This is a genomic window from Massilia sp. GCM10023247, from assembly GCF_042653325.1.
GTDB lineage: Bacteria > Pseudomonadota > Gammaproteobacteria > Burkholderiales > Burkholderiaceae_D > Telluria.
Map to the genome: position 1 here is coordinate 111,008 of NZ_JBHSIB010000022.1, position 21,387 is coordinate 132,394.

The 21,387-nt window shown below is 66.6% G+C and carries 17 protein-coding genes and 1 tRNA gene; 10 read left to right on the forward strand and 8 right to left on the reverse strand.

Going from position 1 to position 21,387, the window contains the following annotated elements:
• Positions 1-4: 4 nt before the first annotated feature.
• The 3 genes from hutU to ada all read right to left on the reverse strand — a co-directional run bounded on the left by hutU (position 5) and on the right by ada (position 4,811).
• Positions 5-1,726 carry a urocanate hydratase gene (gene hutU / locus ACFPAH_RS17300; RefSeq protein WP_379747775.1) on the reverse strand — a complete coding sequence of 574 codons (1,722 nt, stop codon included), beginning with the start codon at positions 1,724-1,726 and terminating at the stop codon, positions 5-7.
• Between the two features lie 170 nt (positions 1,727-1,896).
• Positions 1,897-3,561, reverse strand: a complete 1,665-nt coding sequence (locus tag ACFPAH_RS17305; protein WP_379747777.1) for an amidohydrolase — start codon at positions 3,559-3,561, stop codon at positions 1,897-1,899.
• A 182-nt stretch (positions 3,562-3,743) separates the two neighbouring features.
• The gene (gene ada, locus ACFPAH_RS17310; protein WP_379747779.1) at positions 3,744-4,811 is read right to left on the reverse strand and encodes a bifunctional DNA-binding transcriptional regulator/O6-methylguanine-DNA methyltransferase Ada; all 1,068 of its coding nucleotides are present in this window, start codon (positions 4,809-4,811) and stop codon (positions 3,744-3,746) included.
• Positions 4,812-4,950: 139 nt separating this feature from the next.
• Here ada and hutC point away from each other — a divergent pair, with 139 nt between their 5' ends.
• The 6 genes from hutC (at position 4,951) to ACFPAH_RS17340 (ending at position 10,714) form a co-directional block, all read left to right on the forward strand.
• On the forward strand, positions 4,951-5,670 hold the full coding sequence (hutC, locus tag ACFPAH_RS17315) for a histidine utilization repressor (RefSeq protein ID WP_379747781.1): 720 nt from the start codon (positions 4,951-4,953) through the stop codon (positions 5,668-5,670).
• Positions 5,671-5,809: 139 nt separating this feature from the next.
• Entirely contained in the window at positions 5,810-6,208 is a 399-nt protein-coding gene (locus ACFPAH_RS17320; RefSeq protein ID WP_379747783.1) for a response regulator, read from the forward strand.
• A 275-nt stretch (positions 6,209-6,483) separates the two neighbouring features.
• Positions 6,484-6,810, forward strand: a complete 327-nt coding sequence (gene trxA, locus ACFPAH_RS17325) for a thioredoxin TrxA (protein WP_379720274.1) — start codon at positions 6,484-6,486, stop codon at positions 6,808-6,810.
• Positions 6,811-6,966: 156 nt separating this feature from the next.
• On the forward strand, positions 6,967-8,229 hold the full coding sequence (gene rho, locus ACFPAH_RS17330; protein WP_136220912.1) for a transcription termination factor Rho: 1,263 nt from the start codon (positions 6,967-6,969) through the stop codon (positions 8,227-8,229).
• Positions 8,230-8,567: 338 nt separating this feature from the next.
• Entirely contained in the window at positions 8,568-8,837 is a 270-nt protein-coding gene (locus ACFPAH_RS17335; RefSeq protein WP_379747785.1) for a type B 50S ribosomal protein L31, read from the forward strand.
• Between the two features lie 155 nt (positions 8,838-8,992).
• Entirely contained in the window at positions 8,993-10,714 is a 1,722-nt protein-coding gene (locus ACFPAH_RS17340) for an ArnT family glycosyltransferase (RefSeq protein ID WP_379747787.1), read from the forward strand.
• 10 nt (positions 10,715-10,724) lie between these two features.
• Here the strand turns inward: ACFPAH_RS17340 and ACFPAH_RS17345 are convergent, their stop codons facing one another.
• On the reverse strand, positions 10,725-11,336 hold the full coding sequence (locus tag ACFPAH_RS17345) for an FxDxF family PEP-CTERM protein (protein WP_379747789.1): 612 nt from the start codon (positions 11,334-11,336) through the stop codon (positions 10,725-10,727).
• A gap of 179 nt (positions 11,337-11,515) precedes the next feature.
• On the opposite strand from ACFPAH_RS17345, the gene ACFPAH_RS17350 reads away from it, so the two are divergent.
• Together ACFPAH_RS17350 and ACFPAH_RS17355 are read left to right on the forward strand one after the other, a co-directional pair.
• Positions 11,516-12,091, forward strand: coding sequence for a hypothetical protein (locus tag ACFPAH_RS17350; RefSeq protein ID WP_379747791.1), 576 nt, complete (start codon positions 11,516-11,518; stop codon positions 12,089-12,091).
• Positions 12,074-12,158: transfer RNA gene (locus ACFPAH_RS17355), tRNA-Leu, on the forward strand. Before ACFPAH_RS17350 ends, ACFPAH_RS17355 begins: the two co-directional genes overlap by 18 nt.
• 62 nt (positions 12,159-12,220) lie before the next feature.
• Here the strand turns inward: ACFPAH_RS17355 and ACFPAH_RS17360 are convergent.
• Positions 12,221-13,006: a substrate-binding periplasmic protein gene (locus tag ACFPAH_RS17360; RefSeq protein ID WP_379747793.1), complete on the reverse strand. Its 786-nt coding sequence runs from the start codon at positions 13,004-13,006 to the stop codon at positions 12,221-12,223.
• 239 nt (positions 13,007-13,245) lie between these two features.
• Here ACFPAH_RS17360 and ACFPAH_RS17365 point away from each other — a divergent pair, with 239 nt between their 5' ends.
• Both ACFPAH_RS17365 and ACFPAH_RS17370 read left to right on the forward strand, forming a co-directional pair.
• Positions 13,246-16,611: an MHYT domain-containing protein gene (locus ACFPAH_RS17365; protein WP_379747795.1), complete on the forward strand. Its 3,366-nt coding sequence runs from the start codon at positions 13,246-13,248 to the stop codon at positions 16,609-16,611.
• Entirely contained in the window at positions 16,612-17,631 is a 1,020-nt protein-coding gene (locus tag ACFPAH_RS17370; protein WP_379747797.1) for a response regulator, read from the forward strand. It abuts the gene before it with no gap.
• Between the two features lie 156 nt (positions 17,632-17,787).
• Here the strand turns inward: ACFPAH_RS17370 and ACFPAH_RS17375 are convergent, their stop codons facing one another.
• From ACFPAH_RS17375 to gmd, 3 genes are all read right to left on the reverse strand, one after another.
• Positions 17,788-18,960: a glycosyltransferase family 4 protein gene (locus ACFPAH_RS17375; protein WP_379747799.1), complete on the reverse strand. Its 1,173-nt coding sequence runs from the start codon at positions 18,958-18,960 to the stop codon at positions 17,788-17,790.
• Between the two features lie 200 nt (positions 18,961-19,160).
• Positions 19,161-20,114: a GDP-mannose 4,6-dehydratase gene (locus tag ACFPAH_RS17380; RefSeq protein WP_379747801.1), complete on the reverse strand. Its 954-nt coding sequence runs from the start codon at positions 20,112-20,114 to the stop codon at positions 19,161-19,163.
• A 1-nt stretch (position 20,115) separates the two neighbouring features.
• Positions 20,116-21,162 carry a GDP-mannose 4,6-dehydratase gene (gene gmd, locus ACFPAH_RS17385; protein ID WP_379747804.1) on the reverse strand — a complete coding sequence of 349 codons (1,047 nt, stop codon included), beginning with the start codon at positions 21,160-21,162 and terminating at the stop codon, positions 20,116-20,118.
• Positions 21,163-21,387 lie beyond the last annotated feature (225 nt).

Sequence of the window (21,387 nt, forward strand, 5' to 3'; positions counted from 1 at the left end):
AACCTTACTTGATCATCGGGAGATTCAGGCCCGTGCGCTTGGCGCAGGCGATGGCGGAGTCGTAGCCGGCGTCGGCGTGGCGCATGACGCCCGAGCCGCTGTCGTTGACCAGCACGCGCGCCAGGCGTTTGGCGGCGGCCTCGGTGCCGTCGGCAACGATGACGACGCCGGAGTGCTGCGAGTAGCCCATGCCGACGCCGCCGCCATGGTGCAGCGAGACCCAGGTGGCGCCGCCGGCGGTGTTGAGCATGGCGTTCAGGAGCGGCCAGTCGGAAACGGCGTCGGTCCCATCAAGCATGCTTTCCGTTTCGCGGTTCGGACTGGCGACCGAGCCGGTGTCCAGGTGGTCGCGGCCGATCACGACCGGCGCCTTGAGTTCGCCCGTTCTGACCATCTCGTTGAAGGCGAGGCCGGCGATGTGGCGCTCGCCCAGTCCGAGCCAGCAGATGCGCGCCGGCAGGCCCTGGAAGGCGATCCGTTCGCGCGCCATGTCGAGCCAGCGGTGCACCTGCGCGTGCTGCGGGAACAGCTCCTTGATCTTGGCATCGGTTTTATAGATGTCTTCCGGATCGCCCGACAGCGCCACCCAGCGGAAGGGACCGCGCCCTTCGCAGAACTGCGGGCGGATGTAGGCCGGCACGAAACCGGGAAAATCGAAGGCGTTCGCGACACCCTCATCTAACGCCACCTGGCGGATGTTGTTGCCGTAGTCGACAGCGTAGGCGCCCATCGCCTTGAAGTCGAGGATGGCGCGCACGTGCACCGCGCAGGAGGCCGCCGCGGCCGCTTTCAAGCGTGCATGCTGGCTCGGGTCGGCCTGGGCCGCCTTCCACTCCTGCACCGTCCAGCCCTGCGGCAGGTAGCCGTGGATCAGGTCGTGGGCCGAGGTCTGGTCGGTGACCAGATCCGGCACCAGGCCGCCTGCGCGGGCACGGCGCACCAGTTCCGGCAGCACGTCCGCTGCATTGCCGAGCAGGCCGATCGACACCGCCTCGCGCCTGCTCGTGTGTTCTTGAATGAGGGCCAGCGCCTCGTCGATGTCCTTCGCCTGCTTGTCGAGGTAGCGCGTGCGCAAACGGAAATCGATGCTGCTCTGCTGGCATTCGATGTTGAGCGACACGGCGCCGGCGAAGGTAGCGGCCAGCGGCTGCGCGCCGCCCATCCCGCCCAGGCCGGCGGTCAGGATCCAGCGCCCGCCCCAGTCGCCGCCGAAATGCTGGCGCCCGGCTTCGGCAAAGGTTTCATACGTGCCTTGCACGATGCCCTGGGTGCCGATATAGATCCAGCTGCCGGCCGTCATCTGGCCGTACATGAAGAGGCCCTTACGGTCGAGCTCGTTGAAATGCTCCCAGTTCGCCCATTTCGGCACCAGGTTCGAGTTCGCCAACAGCACGCGCGGGGCGTTTTCGTGGGTCTGGAACACGCCGACCGGTTTACCGGACTGGATCAGCAGGGTCTGGTCGTCCTCGAGTTCGCGCAGGGACGCGAGGATCTGGTCGTAGCACTCCCAGTTGCGCGCGGCGCGGCCGATGCCGCCATAGACGACAAGACGCTGCGGGTCTTCGGCCACCTCGGCGTCCAGGTTGTTCTGCAACATGCGGTAAGCCGCTTCGGTCAGCCAGCTCTTGCAGCTCAGTTCAGTGCCGCGCGGGGCGCGGATGGTGCGCGTCGGATCGAAGCGCGGATCGACGGGTGGTTTCACGGCGTTGGACGACTCTTGGGTCATGGCAGCTCCTGATAGGAATGGAAGGGCCGCGGCCCTTCCGCAAACCCTCGACTCTCCGAGAGTCTAGGCTTGTCTATACAAGCTCGTCAATCCATTTTGTCATGTGGCGAGATCGTCGGGCCCAAACCGCGAACGGTAACGATCACCACCGAGCGGCGCAGCCGCCCGGCCTACCGCGAGTACACGCGCTGGCCCGCCACCCAGGTCTGCAGCACGCCGGTCTTGTGGATGTCGTAGGTCGGCATCTTGAACAGGTCCTGGTCGATGACGATGAAGTCGGCCCACTTGCCCGGCTCCAGCGAGCCGAGCGTGGTTTCGGCATGGCCGGCATAGGCGGCGTCGAGCGTGAAGCAGCGGAAGGCTTCCTTCAGCGACATCGCCTGGTTCGGGTACCAGCCGGCGACCGGCTGCCCCGACGCGTCCTGGCGCGTGACGGCGGCGTGGATGCCGAAGAAGGGGTTCGGCGACTCGACCGGGAAATCGGAACCGCAGGCCACGCGCGAACCCTGGTGCAGGAAGCTGCGCCAGGCGTAGGCGCCCTTGATGCGCTCGGCGCCGACGCGGCTCTCGGCCATGTTCTTGTCGGAGGTCGCATGGGTCGGCTGCATCGACGGGATGATGCCCAGCGTTTTAAAACGCGGGATGTCGCCCAGGGCCACCACCTGGGCGTGCTCGATGCGATGGCGCTGGGCCGCGCTCTTCGTCGCTGCCACTTCCTTCTTGTAGATGTCGAGGATCTGTTTGTTGCCGGCGTCGCCGATGGCATGCACGTTGACCTGGTAGCCGCGCGCCATCGCCTTTTTCATCATCGCGTCCATCTGCGCGGTTTTATAGAACAGCAGGCCGTGCGAATGCGGTTCGTCGCTATACGGTTTCAACAGGGCCGCGCCGCGGCTGCCCAGGGCGCCGTCCGAATACAGTTTCACGGCGCGCAGCGCGTACATGTCGTTGCCGTAGGTTTTAAGCGGGCCATTCTTAGACAGGGCGTCGAAGTCGGCTTCGGTGCCGCCGATCATGCCGTAGATGCGCGCGGTCAGCTTGCCCTGGTCGGCGTAGGCGCGGAACAGGCGGTCCTCGAACACGCCCAGGCCGGCGTCGTGGGCGCTGGTGATGCCCACGCGCGCCATCGCCTGCAGCGAACGGTCGAGGGCCATGCGTCCTTCGGCCTCGGTCTGCGCCGGCAGCACTTTGGTGACGAGCTCCTGGGCCGCGTCGACCAGCACGCCGGTCGCTTTCCCGTTCGCATCGCGCACGATCTTGCCGCCGGCCGGGTCCGGCGTTTTATCGGTGATGCCGGCCGCCGCCAGCGCGCGGCTGTTGGCCCAGCCGGCGTGGCCGTCGACCCGCTCGAACCAGACCGGTTTGTCGCCCACGACCGGGTCGAGGTCGGCGGCGGTCGGGAAGCGGCCCAGCTTCCAGTTTTCCTGGTTCCAGCCGCGTCCGCGCAGCCAGGCCTGGTTCCGGTTGGCGTGCGCGTAGTCGCCGATGGCCTTCAACGCACCGTCGAGCGAGGTGGCCTGCGACAGGTCCAATTGGGTCAGCATCTGGCCCAGGCCGAACACGTGGCCATGGGCGTCGATCAGGCCCGGCAGCACGGTTTTGCCTTTCATGTCCACGCGGCGCGACCCTGGTACCCTGGCGGTCACCTCGGCAGCGCGGCCGACGGCGAGGATCCTGCCCTTGTCGTCGAAGGCGAGCGCATCGAACTGCACCAGGTCCCCCTTGCCGTCGAGCGTATAGCCGTTGGCGTTGACGATCACCGTATCAGCCTGCGCGCCGGCGATGGCGAACGCGGCAAGGACGAACGCGGAACACTGCTTGAGGGTGGGCTGCATGGACTCTCCGTTTTATGTTTGAAATGCAAAACGTGAGTGTAGCGAAGTCCTTGCGGGTTTGGCACTGGCAGAGCGGTTGGCAGGTGTGTTTTTTCAGTGCGATCTGACGCACAGCCCCGTAGGGTGGACGGGTCCCCCGTCCACGCGTTCAACCCGCGCACGGTTGACAACCGTTGGTTGAATTACCCCTTCTCCCGCTCGATCAGTGCTGCCTTGCGTTCGATCCCCCAGCGGTAGCCCGACAAGCCGCCATCGGTGCGCACCACCCGGTGGCAGGGAATCGCCACCGCCACCGGATTGGCCGCGCAGGCACCCGCCACGGCGCGCACCGCCGCCGGGGAACCGATGCGCCGCGCCAGTTCCGTGTAGCTGATCGTCTCGCCTGCCGGGATCGCCCGCAGCGCCTCCCATACCCGCTGCTGGAAGGCGGTGCCGCGCACGTCGAGCGGCAGGTCGAGGCCGATGCGCGGCGCCTCCACGAAACCCACCACCTGCGCCACCAGGCGCTCGAAATCGCCGTCGGCGCCAATCAGCCGTGCCTTCGGAAAGCGGTCCTGCAGGTCTTGCACCAGGGCCTCCGGATCGGCGCCGATCAGGATCGCGCAGATGCCGCGCCCGGTCGCGGCCACGAGAATGGCGCCGAGCGAGCAGGCGCCCACCGCAAACCGGATCGCCTCGCCCGCGCCGCCATCCTTGTAGCGTCCCGGCGCCATGCCCAGCATCTGCCCGGCGCCGGCATAAAAGCGCGAAGCGGAATTGAAGCCGGCCGCGTACAGGGACTCGGTGACCGTGGTTCCCTGCGCCAGCGCGGCGCGCACGCGTTCGGCCCTGCGCGCGGCGGCCCAGGCTTTCGGCGTGACCCCGGCGTGCAGCTTGAACACGCGCTGGAAATGGAAGCGGCTCATGCCGATTGCATGGCCGATGGCGTCGAAGTCGGGCGCGTCGACGCAGGCGTCGATCAGGCGGCAGGCCTCGGCCACGGCGCGCGCCTGGCGCTCGGCCAGCGGCGGCTGGTCTGGTTTACAGCGCAGACAGGCGCGAAAGCCGGCGGCCTGCGCCTCCGCGCAGCTGGCGTGGAAGGCGACATTCGCGCGCGACGCAGTACGCGCCCCGCACGATGGCTTGCAGTACACCCCGCTGCTGCGCACGGAATAATAGAAAACGCCGTCGGCTTGCGGGTCGCGGCCTTGCACGGCGGCCCAGCGCGCGTCCAGGCTGGCATAGGGTTCGGCGATGGTGTCGATTTTCATGGCACGGATTGCGTCGAGGGGGGCAATGCCTGCATCCTGACACAGGGAGGGCGTCAAGACACCCCGATCCTTGCTTTCGAATGGGCGATGCTAGAATCGGCTTATTTCAGTCATCATTATCGCCCGGTCGGAGAACAGTTTGGACGAATTCAGCGCGCAAGCGAGCACCCCTATTTTCCAGCGTATCAAGGATTACCTGGTCGGCGAGATCGCCTCCGGACGCTGGAAAGAAGGCGACCTGGTGCCGTCGGAGCAGGCGCTGGTGCGCCAGTTCGGCGTCTCGCGCATGACGGTCAACCGCGCCGTGCGCGAGCTCACCGCCGAACAGGTGCTGACCCGGCGCCAGGGATCGGGCACCTATGTGGCGCCGCGCAAATACCAGGCGACGCTGGTCGAGATCCGCAACATCGCCGACGAAGTGCGCGCGCGCGGGCACCGCCACGGCAGTCGCCTGCGCCTGCTCGAGGAAGCGCCGGCGAGCGAAGCACTGGCGCTGCAATTCGGGCTGGCCCAAGGCAGCCCGCTGTTTCATTCCGTGATCGTCCACTTCGAGAACGACTTGCCGATCCAATTGGAGGACCGCTGGGTCAACCCCGAGTGCGCGCCCGGCTACCTGCAACAGGATTTCGGCAGCATCACGCCGAACGAACACCTGATGGCGGTCGCCCCGCTGCAGGGCGCCACCTACAGCATCGAAGCGCTCGGCGCGCCGCGCGAGGTCGCCGAGACGCTCGGCATCGACGCCCGTGCCGCCTGTCTCGTGCTCAACCGCAAGACCACATCGCAGGGGCGCGTCGCCTCGGTGGTGACGATGTGGCACCCCGGCCACCTGATCCAGCTCACCGGCAGCCTGGGCTGAACCGGCGCTCGCGTGCCGCGCAGGCGCGCCGTGGCGCCCGAATACAACGCGCGGCAGAAAATTTTAAGCGGCATGCGCCACGCGGGCCGGTTCTCGCCCATAATCCCCTTCCAGTCAACATATTGCCTGAACCATTTGTATGAATAACCTCGCTATGGCAGGCACGGGCCAGCCGCCGCGCGTGCTGGTCCTCGACGACGACTGCTTCATGCTGGAGATACTCAAGGACATGCTGGAACAAATCGGCGTGCGCGACATCTATACTGAAGCGAGCACCCGCCATGCGCTGTCGACGCTGGCCGAAACCAGCCCCGACATGCTCATTTGCGACCTGGCGCTGCCCGACATGGACGGCATCGAGTTCCTGCAAGCCGCCGCGCAGCGGGGTTACGCCGGCGGCGTGATCTTGCTCTCTGGCATGGATTCCGGCGTACGCAACGCGGCCGGCGAACTGGCCCGGGTGCTGGGTTTGCGCGTGGCCGGCATCTTCCGCAAACCGATCGCGCTCGACCAGTTGCGCAACGCCGTCGCATGTTGAGATTTTGTACAAACGTCTGAACACTTTTTGGGAAAATAAGGTATTATTCGGCCTAAATCCCCCGCCTGACGTCCTCTGGACGCCCTTCCAATATTGAGTTCGCGCGCATTGTCTCCACCATTGCGTTGCAACCAGCTTTACCAAAGGGAACTCGAGTTCGAGCCCGAAAAGCGGAAGCCGGACGAGCTGCCGACAGGTCGAACGACACAGTCGAACGACGAGGTCGGCATAAGTTCCAGGCGTACCTTGATCCTTACCTCTTCTTTGAGGAAAAAATGAGCGAAAACATTAAACACATCAGCGATGCTTCTTTCGAAACCGACGTGCTCAAGTCCGAGCGTCCGGTACTGGTCGATTTCTGGGCCGAGTGGTGCGGTCCGTGCAAGATGATCGCCCCGATCCTCGAAGAAGTGGCCAAGGAATACGACGGCAAGATCACGATCGCCAAGATGGACGTCGACGCCAACCAGGCCGTACCGGCCCAGTTCGGCATTCGCGGCATCCCGACCCTGATCCTGTTCAAGGATGGCGCCGTCGCTGCACAAAAAGTCGGTGCACTGGCCAAGGGTCAGCTGACCGCTTTCATCGACAGCAACATCTAAAAAAAACGCATAGCGGCGGCAGCGCGCCCGCACTGCCGCCATTGTCCGGAAGGGAATCCGGTCGGCTCCGGCCGCTTCCCAGCCTGACGCAGTTTAACTTTATCCACGCAGCTCCCTCCCCTACCTTTATTTCCCGTCACGGGACACCCACACAACATGCACTTATCTGAACTGAAGGCAATGCACGTCTCCGCGCTGCTGGAGATGGCCATCGGCCTCGACATCGACAACGCAGCACGCCTGCGCAAGCAGGAACTGATGTTCGCGATCCTGAAGAAGCGCGCCAAATCCGGCGAACAGATCTTCGGCGACGGCGCCCTCGAGGTGCTGCCGGACGGCTTTGGCTTCCTGCGCTCGCCTGACGCCAGCTACATGGCCTCGACCGACGACATCTACATCTCGCCGTCGCAGATCCGCCGCTTCAACCTGCATACGGGTGATTCGATCGAAGGCGAAGTGCGCACGCCGAAAGACGGCGAACGCTATTTCGCGCTGGTAAAGGTAGACAAGGTCAACGGCGAATCGCCGGAAGCATCGAAGCACCGCATCCTGTTCGAGAACCTGACCCCGCTGCACCCGCAAGAGCCGCTGCGCCTCGAGCGCGACATGAACGGCGCCGAGAACATCACCGGCCGCATCGTCGACCTGATCTCGCCGATCGGCAAGGGCCAGCGCGGCCTGCTGGTGGCCTCGCCGAAGTCCGGCAAGTCGGTCATGCTGCAGCACATCGCCCACGCGATCACCGCGAACCACCCCGACGTCACCCTGATCGTGCTCCTGATCGACGAGCGTCCGGAAGAAGTGACGGAAATGCAGCGTTCGGTGCGCGGCGAAGTCGTCGCCTCGACCTTCGACGAACCGGCCACCCGTCACGTGCAGGTTGCCGAGATGGTGCTGGAAAAGGCCAAGCGCCTGGTCGAAATGAAGAAGGACGTCGTGATCCTGCTCGACTCGATCACCCGCCTGGCGCGCGCCTACAACACCGTGATCCCCGCTTCCGGCAAGGTGCTGACCGGTGGTGTCGACGCCAACGCGCTGCAGCGTCCGAAGCGTTTCTTCGGCGCGGCCCGCAACGTCGAAGAAGGCGGTTCGCTGACCATCGTCGCCACCGCCCTGATCGAAACCGGCTCGCGCATGGACGACGTCATCTACGAGGAATTCAAGGGCACCGGCAACATGGAAGTCCACCTCGAGCGCCGCCTGGCCGAGAAGCGCGTCTACCCTGCGATCAACCTGAACAAGTCGGGCACCCGCCGCGAGGAACTGCTGATCAAGCCGGACCAGCTGCAAAAGATCTGGATCCTGCGCAAGTTGCTGTACTCGATGGACGAGATCGAAGCGATGGAGTTCATCCTCGACAAGATGCGTGCGACGAAGACCAATATCGAGTTCTTCGACATGATGCGCCGCGGCGGCTAAGACCACCAAAAGCATCGATCAAGGGCAGCCGAGGCTGCCCTTTTTTATTGCTCGGACCTAGGGTCGGCGGCGACACCCGGGCAGTTGATGAGCCTGCGTCCGATGCGCGGCCCACGCGTTCAACCCACAGATGCATGTCGCGCAGTCCCAAAAGCCGGTTGAACGCGTGGACGGCAAAGCCGTCCACCCTACGTATCCACGGTTGCCACGCCGCTCCAGCCGTTTTATAATCGTGGGTTCAGCAGTACCACAACCCCGGCAAGTGATCGGCAATCGGGTCAAGAAGCAAGGCGACCGACGAAGTGCTGTTTGGCTACCAAACCTACCAAGGCAGAACCATGAAAAACGAAATCCATCCAGATTACCGCGAAGTCGTGTTCCACGACGTGTCGTGCGACTTCAAATTCGTGACCCGTTCGACCATCGCCACCCGCGAGACGATCAACCACGAAGGCAAGGACTACCCGCTGATCAAGATCGAGGTGTCGGCTGAATCGCACCCGTTCTACACCGGCAAGCACAAGATCGTCGACACCGCCGGCCGCGTCGAGAAGTTCCGCCAGAAGTTCGGCGCAGTTGGTTCGAAGACCTCGGTCGCCAACGGCTAAGCCAGTCAGTACAGGAGCCCCTTGCGGGCTTCCCTGGAAACCCGCAAGGGACTTCAAAAAAAGAAGCCGGTTCCCGGCTTCTTTTTTTTCGCCGTAACGCCTCCTTTATCACCCGCTATACTAGCGCGACCATTATTCCTCCATCAGACTTATCGATGAAACCAGTCCGCCTTCCCGCCGCCGCCACCCTCGCCCTGCCGCGTTGGGCCTTGTTCGCACTTGGCCTGCTGTACATCCTGCCGGGGCTGATCGGCCGCGATCCGTGGAAGGACGATGCCGACAGCTTCGGCATCATGTGGACCATGTCGCGCGGCGGCCTCGAGGACTGGCTGTTCCCGCATGTCGCGGGCCTGCCGTCGCTCGACGAGGGGCCGCTCGCCTTCTGGCTGGGCGCGCTGTGCATCAAGCTGTTCGGCTGGCTGCTGGGCGACGTGCTCGCTGCGCGGGTATCGAACATCGGCATGTTCGTCGCCGGCGGCATGTCGCTCTGGTACACCGCCTTCCACCTCGGGCGCCGTCCCGAGGCCCAGCCGCTGCGCCTGGCCTTCGGCGGCCAGCCGGAGCCGGACGACTATGGCCGCACCCTGGCCGACACGGCGGTGCTGGTCTATCTGGGCTCGCTGGGCCTGCTGCTGTACAGCCACGAAACCCTTGCCGTCACCCTGCAAGGTTCGCTGCTGGCCTACTTCCTGTACCGCGCGGTGCGCTACATCGAGACGGCCAGCCTGCGCAACGCCGCCCTGGTCGGCCTGTCGCTCGGGGCGCTGACGCTCACGCGCGGGCCGCTCGCGCCGATCGCCCTGCTGCTGGCCCTGTTCCTGTGCACCCGCTTCTTCCGCATCCCGGCGCGCGCCGCCCTGCCCCACATGGGGCTGGCCGCGCTCGCCGCCGTGCTGCTCACCCTGGTCTGGATCGTGCCGGCCATCCTGGTGCAGCCCTTCGGCCAGTCGCCGGTGCCGGCCTGGCTGGCCTGGAACGCCGATCAGCTGGCCCTGCCCGGCTGGACCTCGATCAAGACCTTCTTCCGGGTCGGCCTGTGGTTCTTCTGGCCCGCCTGGCCGTTCGCCGGCTGGGCAATCTGGGCCTGGCGGCGCCAGCAGCACATGCTGCACATCGTCCTGCCGCTGACTTTCCTGGGCGCGCTCACGGCCTTGACCCTGTGCGACCCGACGCCGGAAAACGGCGACCTGCTGAAACTGCTGCCGCCGCTGGCCCTGATGGCCGCCTTCGGCCTGCCGACCATGAAGCGCGGCGCGATCAACGCCATCGACTGGTTCTCGGTGATGGCGCTGACCACGCTGGCGGCCCTGGTCTGGCTGTTCTGGATCGCCAAGCTGACCGGCTGGCCGGCCAAGCTCTCGCACAATGCGCTCAAGCTGGTGCCCGGCTTCACGCCGGAATTCGGCATCGTCAGCTTCACGGTGGCAGCCGCCGTGTCGATCGGCTGGATCTGGCTGGTGCGCTGGAGGGTGTCGCGCCAGCGCACCGTGCTGTGGCGCGCGGTGGTGCTGTCTTCGGGCGGCCTGATCCTGCTGTGGGTACTGCTGATGACCCTGTTCCTGCCGGACTTGAACTACAGCAAGAGCTATGCCGGCGTGGCCCAGGCCATCGCCGCCAAGCTGCCGCCGAACGCCAACTGCATCGACACGAATGTCGGCGCATCGCAGCGCGCCTCGTTCGCCTACTACGGGCGCCTGCCCTTCGTCGGCGTCGAGGGCGGCCGCTGCGATTACGTGTTGCTGCAAGATAGCGTCAAGACGCGCGACGACCACGACCTGAGCCGCACCTGGCGCACGGACGGTGCCACGCTGCTATGGGAAGGCCGGCGCGCCTCCGACCGCGACGAGCGCTTCCGCCTGTACCGCCGCGCGCGCTGAGACACCCGCGTCAGGCTACCAAGAATCGCCCTCCGGCAAGGTCCGCAGGGCGATTTTTCTTTGCCAGCACCAGCGCGCCGCCCGCCAGGCCCGCCAGCAGCAGGGCATACAACGGCGCTTCCGGCACCGGCGAGACGTTCAGGTCGCCGCCGAAACTGCCGCCCGCGTTCCCCGCCACCCGGCCGTCGACCCGCACCGCATACGACCCGACCGGCAAGTCGAAGGCCGTCACCGACCACGAATCGACCGGGTTGGGTCCGAATCCGGTCAAATCGACACCGGCCACCGCATTGCCGAGCACCGCCAGCGTCGCCGGGTCGTAGCGGTACAGGCTCAGGCCCGTGATGCGCAGGTCGCGGGTAGCGGGCGAATCGAGATAGGACGAGGTGACCGAGGCCGCGGCATCGAACGGGATGCCGGCGACCTTGAAGGTGAACACGCTGGCGAAGGCGCGGCCGCTGTCCGCGGCCGTGAAGCCATCCCCGAAGAAGACGCTGAAGCCGCCCTTCCCGTCGGCCCCGGCATCCAGGGCCGTCGTGCGCGCGATCGTTTGCGCACTGGCGCCGGCGCCGCAGAGCAGTGCCGAGAACACGGCACCGAGTAGCAAGGCTTGTCGTTTCATGGTGTCTCCCTCGGACAGTCCGAACAAGGTCAGGGAAATGTCGGCGTGACGCCGACGGGGCTCCCTCACCGCATGAGCAAATGCTCCCAGTCATGTTATTTGAGTCACGTCAACTCCGGGGCGCAAGCGGGGCCGACAATGCCTTAGAGCGGCAGTCCGCCCTCCTATCAGGAGACACCATGAAAAGCGTAATGTTCTCGGAAATCGTGCGCACGCATCGCGGCGGGAGCATGCTGCGCTCGCTGTCGCCCCTGACGGCCTACGGCCTCACGGTGGCGATCGGCATGCCCTTGCTGGTGCTGGCGCTGCGCGCCCTCGACCCCGGCGCGCCGCTGGCCGTCATCGTGCTGCCGATGCTGGCCGGGCTGGCCCTGCCGCTGTGGGCGGGCACGCCGGGCCGGCTCGAGGTCAACACCCGCTTCGACGCGATCCACATGCGCCCGACGCTGGACGAGGTCCTGGCGGCGCTCGGCTACGTCGAGGCCGGCACCTGCGCGGGCCAGGTCCGCTATGTCAGCAAGGCAGGCAGCGGCGCCTGGCGCGCACGCGGCCAATTGGTCAACGTCAGGATCCGCCCCCACTCGCTCGACATCATCGGCCCGATCCCGACCCTGCGCGCGCTGCAGCAGGCACTCTCCGGCCCGGCCGCCGCCCCGGCCGCGCCGGCCCCGAACGCGCTGCCGAGCCGGGAAACTGTTGCCGGTGCAATGCAAATCAGCGATAATGCGGAGCGCGTCGCCGGGATGGCGGAATAGGTAGACGCACGGGACTCAAAATCCCGCGCCGCGAGGCGTACCGGTTCGATTCCGGTTCCCGGCACCACGCACGAATCCGAAAAACCCGCGTTCTTCATTGGAGAACGCGGGTTTTTGCTTTCTGGCCCGCTACCTGCCGCCCGCCGGCCCGTGCCAGCCGTCATACGCGCGCTCGATCCGGCGCAGTGCGCCGTCCCGCTCGAGGCTGGCAAAAGCCTGGTTCAGGCGCTTGACCACCTCATCCGGCACGGCGCGGTTGCAGGCCAGGAAAACATCGAGCCGGTTAAAGACCAGTACCGGGACGATGCGTCCGCCATAGCCATGCTGGTCGAGCACCGGGCTGTCGCGGCGCAGGGAGGCGGCCCACAGGTCGATGCGGCCGAGCAGGAGCTTGCGGGGATTGACGAGATCGGTCGGGGCCGGGTCGACGCGAAAGCCGCGGCTGCGCAGGTAGGCGTCGCGGGCGTCGCCGTGATAGGTGCCGATCCGGTAGGGCCGCGCGTCCTCGAGCGTGCGCAAGGCGATCTGGCGGTCGGCGCGCGCCATCAGGACCCATTCGGCGCTGTCGGTCGGGCCGACCCATTTGAACAGGGCGTCGCGCTCGGGCGTGCGCGTGGTCGAGTAGACACAGGCGTCGGGCCGCGTGCGCGCCGCGGCATAGGCGCGCTTCCACGGCAGCAAGTCGATCGTGTAGGCCAGGCCGGCGCGCTCGAAGGCCGCGCGTACCTTGTCGGTGGCAATGCCGACCACCCGGCCCGTGTCGTCCAGCATGCTCGAGGGCGCCGCCCGCTCGGTCGTGATGTAGAGCGGCCGCAGCGGCGCTGCCGGGGCGCGCGGATCGGCAACCGCGGCACCTGCCGCCTCTGCCGCCACGGCGAAGGCGCACATGGCAAATACGATAGGTTGGATCAGCATCCTGCACCTGTCCGGCCGCGCAAATGCGCCCGTCATGCATCCAGCATACCCCTATCGGACACGGCAGTGAATTGGCGCCGGAAACCGGGCCGGGGATGGTGGTAACTGCGCTACATAAATGTGTATTAAAGGTGTCTTATCGACAATTTCGGCAATTTGGAACAAGACTTTCCAATAGGAAAGTGTCATACTGACGAAATGCATGCGTCCGCCCTGGGCGCCCTCCTGCCCGGATCCCCATGTCGCTATTCCTGCTGCCCGACGACCCGTCGCTCCTGAGCTACGGCATCTATGACCCGAAACTGGTCATGCTCTCGATCCTGATGGCGATCTTTGCCTCCTGGATGGGCCTGCAGATCGCCGGCCAGGCGCGCCAGCAGACCCGCCTGCGCACGCTGTTCCTGCTGACCGGCAGCGTGGCCCTCGGCGCCGGCGTCTGGTCGATGCACTTCATCGGGATGCTCGCCTTCAACCTGTGCACCAAGGTCGATTACGACCCGATGATCACCATCCTGTCGAGCCTGCCAAGCATCGGCGCCTCCTTCGTGGCCCTCAACCTGATCGCGCGCGAGCGCATCGGCGCCGACGCGCTGCTGCTCGGTGGCGTGCTGGTCGGCGCCGGCATCGGCGCGATGCACTACGCCGGCATGGCCGGCATGCGCATGAGCCTGGACTTGCTGTACGACCCGCTGACCTTCGGCCTGTCGATCGTGGTGGCGGTGGTGCTGGCCACGCTCGCCCTGTGGGTGCGCTTCGGCCTGACCCGTTTTTCGTCGATGAGCGAAGGCCGCCGCCTGCTGCTGGCGGCCAGCGTCATGGGCTGCGCGATCGCCGGCATGCACTACACCGGGATGGCCGCCGCGCGTTTCGTCGGCAGCGTCGGCGCCGACACGGCCGCCGCCTCCGACACCACCTACCTGGCGCTCGGCATTGCCCTGATCACGGTGCTGCTGACGGGCGTGGTGCTGGCCGCCAACGGCCTGCTGCGCTACCGCCAGCTGTACGTCGAACTGTCGCGCAGCGAAGCGTGGATGCGCGCGCTGCTCACCACCACCGTGGACGGCGTGATCACCGTCGACCGCGCGGGCACGATCGAGGAATTCAATGCGTCGGCGGAGCGGATCTTCGGCTGGCGCCGCGACGAGATCGTCGGCCGCAACATCCGCCTCCTGATGACCGAAACCGAGCCTGTCGGCAACGAGAACCTGCTCAGCTACCTGCGCGACAGCAGCGCCCATGCCGCCCCGAACAACGCCGAAGTCGACGCGCTGCGCCGCGACGGCAGCCTGGTGCCGATCCGCGTCGCCGTCGGCCACGCGCGCATGGAAGGGCGCGAGCTGTTCGTCTGCTTCGTCACCGACATCACCGAGCGGCGCGAAATGGTGGGGGCGCTGCGCGCCAGCGAAAACCAGTTCCGCTCGCTGATCGGCACCATCCCCGGCATTTCCTACCGCGCCCGCATCGAAGGCGCCCACCCGATGGTGTTCATCAGCGATGCCGTCGAGCGCGTGGCCGGCTACCCGGCGCGCGACTTCACCGGCAATCCGCCGCGCCGCTCGTTCGGCACCCTGGTGCACGCGGCCGACCGCGCGCGCGTGTCGGAAGCGATCCAGGCCGCGCTGGCGGAAGACCGCCCCTACCTGGTCGAATACCGCCTGCTGCATGCCGACGGCAGCACCCGCTGGCTGTGGGAAAACGGCACCGGCGTGCGCAACGACGCCGGCGTGCTGACCTGGCTCGACGGCGTGATCCTCGACATCAGCGAACGCCGTGCGGTCGAAGAAGCGCTGCGCGAAGCCAAGGAAGCGGCCGAACAGGCGGCCGCCGCGCGCGCCACCTTCGTGGCCAACATGAGCCATGAAATCCGCACCCCGATGAATTCGATCCTCGGCTTCACCGACGTCCTGCTCGACGGCGAGCTGGCCCCGGAACAGCGCCGCCACCTCGACACCGTGCGCAACGCCGGCCGCTCGCTGCTGCGCCTGCTCAACGAAATCCTGGACACCGCGAAACTGGAAAAAGGCGCGGTCGAGCTCGAGATCAACGATTTCAACCTGCTCTCCCTGATCGACGAGCTGTCCTCGACGCTGGCCGCGAATGCCCGCGCCAAGGGCTTGCAGGTCGACATCCATTACGACCCGGCCCTGCCGACCAACCTGCGCGGCGACGAGCTGCGCATCCGCCAGGTACTGACCAACCTGCTCGACAACGCGATCAAGTTCACTGCCACCGGCAGCGTCACCCTGCGCGCCGAGCCGCAGGGCGACCAGCTGCATTTTTCCGTGACCGACACCGGCATCGGCATCGCCCCGGAACGCCTGCACGCGATCTTCGACCCCTTCACCCAGGCCGATGCCTCGATGACGCGGCGCTTCGGCGGCACCGGCCTCGGCACCACGATCAGCAAGCAGCTGGTCGAGCTGATGGGCGGGAAGATCTGGGCCGAGAGCGTGGTCGGCGCCGGCACCACCTTCCACGTGCTGCTGCCGCTGATGGTGGCGCGCTTCGTGCCGCAGCAGGCGCGCGTGCGCAGCGCCGCGGCGCTGCCGCCGCTGCGCGTGCTGGCCGCCGACGACGTGCCGCAGAACCTGGAGCTGCTGCAGCTGCTGATGGCGCGCCGCGGCCACACGATGACGGCGGTCGCCGACGGCGCCGCCGTGGTCGAGATGGCCGCGCGCCAGGACTTCGACCTGATCCTGATGGATTTCCAGATGCCGGTCATCGACGGCCTGCGCGCCACCCGCCTGATCCGGGAACAGGCCGAAGCGGCCGGCCGCGCGCGCATTCCCGTGATTGCGATGACGGCCAGCGTGCTGGCCGAGCACCGCCGCGCCGCCGCCGAAGTCGGCATGGACGGTTTCGCTTCCAAGCCGGTCGACTGGACCGCCCTGTCGCACGAAATCGCGCGGGTGCTCGGACTCGGAGCCGGTATCGCCGCTGCCGACGCGGCGCCCAAGCTCGACCGCCAGGTGCTGAACCGCGCGGCCGGCCTGCACCGCTGGGGCGGCAACGAAGATGCCTACCGCGAGGCGCTCGAACATTTCCATAGCCAGCACGCGCTGTTGCCGCAGTTCCTGCGCGGCTTTGCCGGCGCGAGCGACTACCCGTCGCTGCGCATGCTGGCGCACAAGGCGCGCGGGGTGGCGGCCAACATCGCCCTCGAACTGCTGGCCGACGCGCTCGGCGAACTCGAGCTGCTGGCCGAAGGCGACAAGGGCAGCGGGCTGGCCAGCCTGGCGCTGCTGCCGGAAGCGCTGGCCAAGGTCGACGCCGCCCACGAGGCGGCGCTCCTGATGATCCGCGCCGAGCGCCCGTTGCAGGCGCCGGCCCCGGCGGCCCTGGCGGCGGCGTACGACCTCCCGCGCGCGCGCCGCGCCGGCCGCGTGCTGCACGAAGCCTTGAATCGCGGCGCGCTCGACGACGCCGCGCTGGCGGGCCTGGCTGCCGCGCTGGCCGGCCACCCGCTGGCAGCCCGCGTCACCCAGGTGCAGGCGGCGCTCGCCGATTTCGATTTCGACCTCGCCCAGCAGCAGCTCGACGCCGTGCTCAATGCACTGCACGCCCTCGGCGGGCAGGATGACCCAACACCACAGGAAACGATGTAAATGAGTACGACCAGCAATCGCCCGCTGATCCTGGCAGTCGACGACGAAGCAAGCAACCTGCAGCTGCTGCGCCAGATCCTGCAAGACCACTACCGCCTGCTGTTCGCCAAGGACGGCGCGCGCGCGCTGGAACTGGCGCAGAAGGAGTCCCCGGACCTGATCCTGCTCGACGTGATGATGCCCGGACTGAGCGGCTACGAAGTGTGCGCCGCCCTGAAGGCGAATCCGGCGACGGCGCCGATCCCGGTGGTATTCGTCACGGCGCTGAACGACACCGCCGACGAGCTCGAAGGCTTCGAGGCCGGCGCGGTCGACTACATCACCAAGCCGGTCAGCCCGCCCGTGGTGCGCGCGCGCGTGCGCACCCACCTGTCGCTGGTGCGGATGGACGAACTGAAGGCCTCGCGCCTGGCGATCGTGCAGCGCCTCGGCCTGGCTGCCGAATACAAGGACAACGAGACCGGCCTGCACGTGATCCGCATGAGCCACTTCTCGCGCATCCTCGGCCTGGCGGCCGGCATGAGCGAGCAGGAGGCGGACGACCTGCTGCATGCGGCGCCGATGCACGACGTCGGCAAGATCGGGATCCCGGACCGTATCCTGCAAAAGCCCGGGCCGCTCGATGCCGAGGAATGGAAGATCATGCAGAGCCACGCCACGATCGGCGCCGAAATCATCGGCGAACACGGGGCCGGCATGCTGCGCCTGGCGCACGACATCGCCCTGACCCACCACGAGAAGTACGACGGCAGCGGTTACCCGAGAGGGCTGGCCGGGGATGCGATTCCGCTGACCGGGCGCATCGTCGCCATTGCCGACGTGTTCGACGCCCTCACCTCGATCCGTCCCTACAAGCGCGCCTGGAGCGAGGAAGAAGCGGTCGGCTACCTGGTGCAGCAAAAGGGCAAGCACTTCGACCCGGCGCTGGTCGACCTGTTCGTCGCCCAGATGCCGGCGATCCGCACCGTGCGCCAGCGCTGGGCCGAAGCGCCCGGCGTGCCCGAGGCAGTTGCGGCTTAGAACCTATCCCAGTAGGGAGGAGGAGGCTGGCGGTGATGCATGACAAGCGCGGGCAAGGCGCGAGGAGGCCGCATGGCGAGCCATGCAACGACGAGCAACGCCGCCCCCGCTTGTCAGGCGCGCCGACAGCACCTCATTCCCTACTGAGATAGGTTCCTAGTCGGGCGCCTTGGCCGACGTGGCCAGGTTTGGGGCGGCCATGCCCGGCGTGGCGGCGCGGCGCGCCACCAGTTCGTGATACAGGCCGGCATAGCTGGCCGCCATTCGCGATGCGGTGAACAATTCTTCGTAGCGCGCGGCGGCGCGTGCCCCCATCGCGCGCGCCATGTCCGGGTTGTCCCACAGCGTGCGCAGCGCCGCGCGCAGCGCGCGCGGGTCCGACGGCGGCGTCACCAGGCCGGTTTCGCCATCGACGTTAATATAGGTGGTGCCGGTGCCGATGTCGCACGAGATCATCGGCTTGCCGAACATCGCCCCTTCCAGCAGCGACATCCCGAATGCCTCCGAGCGCAGGTGCGACGGGAAGGCCACCGCATAGCACAGGGTCAGCAGCGCGACCTTGTCTTCTTCGCCGAGGGCGCCCGTGAAGACCACGTTCGTGAGCCCCAGTTTCAGCGCCTGCTCCTTGAGGGCCGCCTCCTCCGGCCCGGAGCCGACGATCACCACCGGATAGCCGGTGCCGGCGGCGGCCTCGAGCAGCACGTGCAGGCCCTTGTAATAGCGCAGCACGCCGACGAACAGGAAGAATTTCGGGCCGATCTGCTGGCGCCAGCGGGCCAGCCGTGCCGGATCGGGCTGCGGGTAGGTCGACTCGTCGATGCCGTAGGGGATGACGCGGGTCTTGTCGCGGTAACGGCCCAGCACCGGGGACGATTCCATGTAGTTGGGCGAGGCGGCGACGATGGCGTCGACACTGCCCAGGAAACGCCGCTTGAGGGGCTGGTACAGGCGCAGCAGCTTTTTCTGGCGCACGATGTCGGAGTGGTAGCTGACCACGGTCGGCTTGCGCACGCGCGCCACGAAATGGGCCATATCCGCGAACGGCCACGGGAAGTGGTAGTGCACGACGTCGGCCTCGCGCGCAAGGCGCGCCAGCGCGCCGAACGACGCCAGCGAGCAGCCGTTCGATGCCAGCTCGAAGTCGAGCGGCACCCGGTGCACGGTGTGGCCCTCGAACGTGATCGGGGCCAGGTTCTTTTCGCGCGACAAGGCCAGCACCGTGTTGGTGACGCCGAGGCGGCCGGTGCCTACGCACATCTGGCGGATGACTTGTTCGATGCCACCCACGGTGTCCGGATAATAGGTCTTGCAGAAATGTAGCACGCGCATAGAAACGATCGAAAAACGTAGGGGAGTCACCGCAGCGGTCGCATGGACCTGGCGTGCCGCGCGTCGACACAAGCATAGCATCCGGCGCGCGATACCGGCGCCTTGGGCTCAGGCGGACGAAAGCCCGGGCTACGGGACGCTGCCCGCCGGTCCGGGTGCGCTCCTGGACGCTCCCGGGGCAGCGCCCAGCATGGGCAGCCTCACTGCTGGTACATCCAGCGCAGGGTCTCGAACAGCGGTGGCGACGCGACCGGGCCGATCACGCCGGCAAGTTTGGCATTGCTGCCGGTGAGCGTGAGCACGTCGTTGGCACGCACGAAGGCCGGATTCACCTCGACTTCGATGCGGTAGCCGGCAATCTCGGAGGCCATGTCGATGACGTCGGCCAGCGAATGGCTGCGGCCCGAACACACATTGAAGGCTTCGCCGGCCGGTGCGGCCGCCAGCAGGCGGCGGTAGCTGCGGGCCACCATGCGCACGTCGGAAAAATCGCGGGCAATCGCCAGGTTGCCCAGTTCGATGCGGCGTTCGCGGCGGCGGAAGTGCCCCATGATCTTCGGCAACAGGAAATTTTCGCCCTGCCCGGGCCCCGTATAGTTGAACGGGCGCGCGATGATGATCGGCAACTTGTCCATCCACAGGCGCGCCATGTATTCCATCGCCAGCTTGCTGACGGCGTAGTCGTTGGCGGGCGCCGGCGGAACGCTCTCGTCGATCACCGGCACCGGTGCATTGCCGTAGATATTCGCCGACGAGGCCAGCAGCACGCTGGAGGCCTTGTGGCGGGTGCCGGCCAGCGCCTCGAGCAGGTTGCGCGTACCAGCCACGTTGACGCGGTAGATCTGCTCGACATCGCCGTGCCCGACAAAGGCGATGCCGGCCAGGTGCACGACGACATCCGGCTGCACCTGCTCGACCATCGCGGCCAGCGCCGGGCGGTCGCACAGGTCGACCGCCAGCAGGTCGGCGCCGGGCTCGATGGCGCGTCCGGGACCCGGCATGACGGTGCCGAACACCCGGTAACCGGCCGCGGCCAGCTCGCTGGCCACGTACTGGCCGGTAAAGCCGCGCATCCCGGTGATCAGGGCGCGCTTGCCCTCGCCTTCACGCGCAGCGCCGCCGCCGGGCAGGTCTTCGGTGCTCGCTGCGCCCATGTCAGAACGAGGCGCCCTGCTCGTTGCGGCGCAGGTCGGCCGCGACCATCATCTGGCACAGCTCTTCGAGCGTGGTCTTCGGCTCCCAGCCCAGTTCGCGCCGGGCTTTTTCCGGGTTGCCGATCAGGAGGTCCACCTCGGCAGGACGGTAGAACTTCGGCGAGATGCGCACCAGGGTCTTGCCGCTCTTCGTGCAGCGCCCGGTTTCGCCCTCGCCGCTGCCGTTCCAGTCGAGCGTGACCTCGGCCGCCTTGAACGCCATGGTGACGAAGTCGCGCACGGTTTCGGTGCGGTTGGTCGCCAGCACATAGGTGTCGGGGCGGTCGACTTGCAGCATGCGCCACATGCCTTCCACATATTCCTTGGCAAAACCCCAGTCGCGCTTGGCATCGAGGTTGCCCAGCTCGAGCACGTCGAGCTTGCCCTGGACGATCTTCGCGACCGAGTCGGTGATCTTGCGGGTGACGAACTCGCGGCCGCGCAGCGGCGACTCGTGGTTGAACAGGATGCCCGAGGAACCGAAGATGCCGTAGCTCTCGCGGTAGTTAATGGTCATCCAGTGCGCGTACAGCTTGGCCACGCCATAGGGGCTGCGCGGGTAGAACGGTGTCTCTTCGACCTGGGGGATGGCCTGCACCTTGCCGAACATTTCCGAGGTCGACGCCTGGTAGAAGCGGATCTTCGGATTGATCAGGCGAATCGCCTCGAGCAGGTTGACGGCGCCCAGGCCGGTGATCGAGGCGGTCGTCAGCGGCTGGTCGAAGGACACGCCGACGAAACTTTGCGCCGCCAGGTTGTACACCTCGTCCGGCTGCGCGTTCTGGATCAGGCGGATGCTCGACGCCAGGTCGGTCAGGTCGTATTCGACCAGCGACAGGTTCGGGTGGGCATCGATGCCGAGTTCCTCGATGCGCCAGAAATTGGTGGAGCTCGCCCGACGGAAGGTACCGGTAACGAGATAGCCCTTTTCAAGGAGCAACTGGGCCAGATAAGCACCGTCCTGACCAGTAATGCCCGTGATGACGGCTCGTTTTATTGTGTTCTGCATAGTATGAAAATTCCGGATGAGTGTCGGCGCACAGCCAGTGCTTTTCTGACAACCCCATATTGTAACAGAGGTGTCGAGGCCGCACGATACACGGGCAGGATCACCCCGCCCATCGTCTTGAACAGGGCATTATTATGGAAAATGCCAACCTGTCTATTGATCCTTACGGATTGTTACGTATGCCGGACGTAAAAACAGGCGAGCATGCTCGCCTGTTTCTTGCAG

Bases quoted from the DNA above. Each gene is read 5' to 3' on its own strand.
- ACFPAH_RS17370 (WP_379747797.1), top strand. From the start codon at position 16,612: ATGAGTACGACCAGCAATCGCCCGCTGATCCTGGCAGTCGACGACGAA.
- rho (WP_136220912.1), top strand. From the start codon at position 6,967: ATGCACTTATCTGAACTGAAGGCAATGCACGTCTCCGCGCTGCTGGAG.
- ACFPAH_RS17350 (WP_379747791.1), top strand. From the start codon at position 11,516: ATGAAAAGCGTAATGTTCTCGGAAATCGTGCGCACGCATCGCGGCGGG.
- ACFPAH_RS17305 (WP_379747777.1), bottom strand. From the start codon at position 3,561: ATGCAGCCCACCCTCAAGCAGTGTTCCGCGTTCGTCCTTGCCGCGTTC.
- ACFPAH_RS17345 (WP_379747789.1), bottom strand. From the start codon at position 11,336: ATGAAACGACAAGCCTTGCTACTCGGTGCCGTGTTCTCGGCACTGCTC.
- ACFPAH_RS17335 (WP_379747785.1), top strand. From the start codon at position 8,568: ATGAAAAACGAAATCCATCCAGATTACCGCGAAGTCGTGTTCCACGAC.
- ACFPAH_RS17365 (WP_379747795.1), top strand. From the start codon at position 13,246: ATGTCGCTATTCCTGCTGCCCGACGACCCGTCGCTCCTGAGCTACGGC.
- ACFPAH_RS17360 (WP_379747793.1), bottom strand. From the start codon at position 13,006: ATGCTGATCCAACCTATCGTATTTGCCATGTGCGCCTTCGCCGTGGCG.
- gmd (WP_379747804.1), bottom strand. From the start codon at position 21,162: ATGCAGAACACAATAAAACGAGCCGTCATCACGGGCATTACTGGTCAG.
- ACFPAH_RS17340 (WP_379747787.1), top strand. From the start codon at position 8,993: ATGAAACCAGTCCGCCTTCCCGCCGCCGCCACCCTCGCCCTGCCGCGT.
- ACFPAH_RS17375 (WP_379747799.1), bottom strand. From the start codon at position 18,960: ATGCGCGTGCTACATTTCTGCAAGACCTATTATCCGGACACCGTGGGT.
- ACFPAH_RS17320 (WP_379747783.1), top strand. From the start codon at position 5,810: ATGAATAACCTCGCTATGGCAGGCACGGGCCAGCCGCCGCGCGTGCTG.
- trxA (WP_379720274.1), top strand. From the start codon at position 6,484: ATGAGCGAAAACATTAAACACATCAGCGATGCTTCTTTCGAAACCGAC.
- hutU (WP_379747775.1), bottom strand. From the start codon at position 1,726: ATGACCCAAGAGTCGTCCAACGCCGTGAAACCACCCGTCGATCCGCGC.
- ada (WP_379747779.1), bottom strand. From the start codon at position 4,811: ATGAAAATCGACACCATCGCCGAACCCTATGCCAGCCTGGACGCGCGC.
- ACFPAH_RS17380 (WP_379747801.1), bottom strand. From the start codon at position 20,114: ATGGGCGCAGCGAGCACCGAAGACCTGCCCGGCGGCGGCGCTGCGCGT.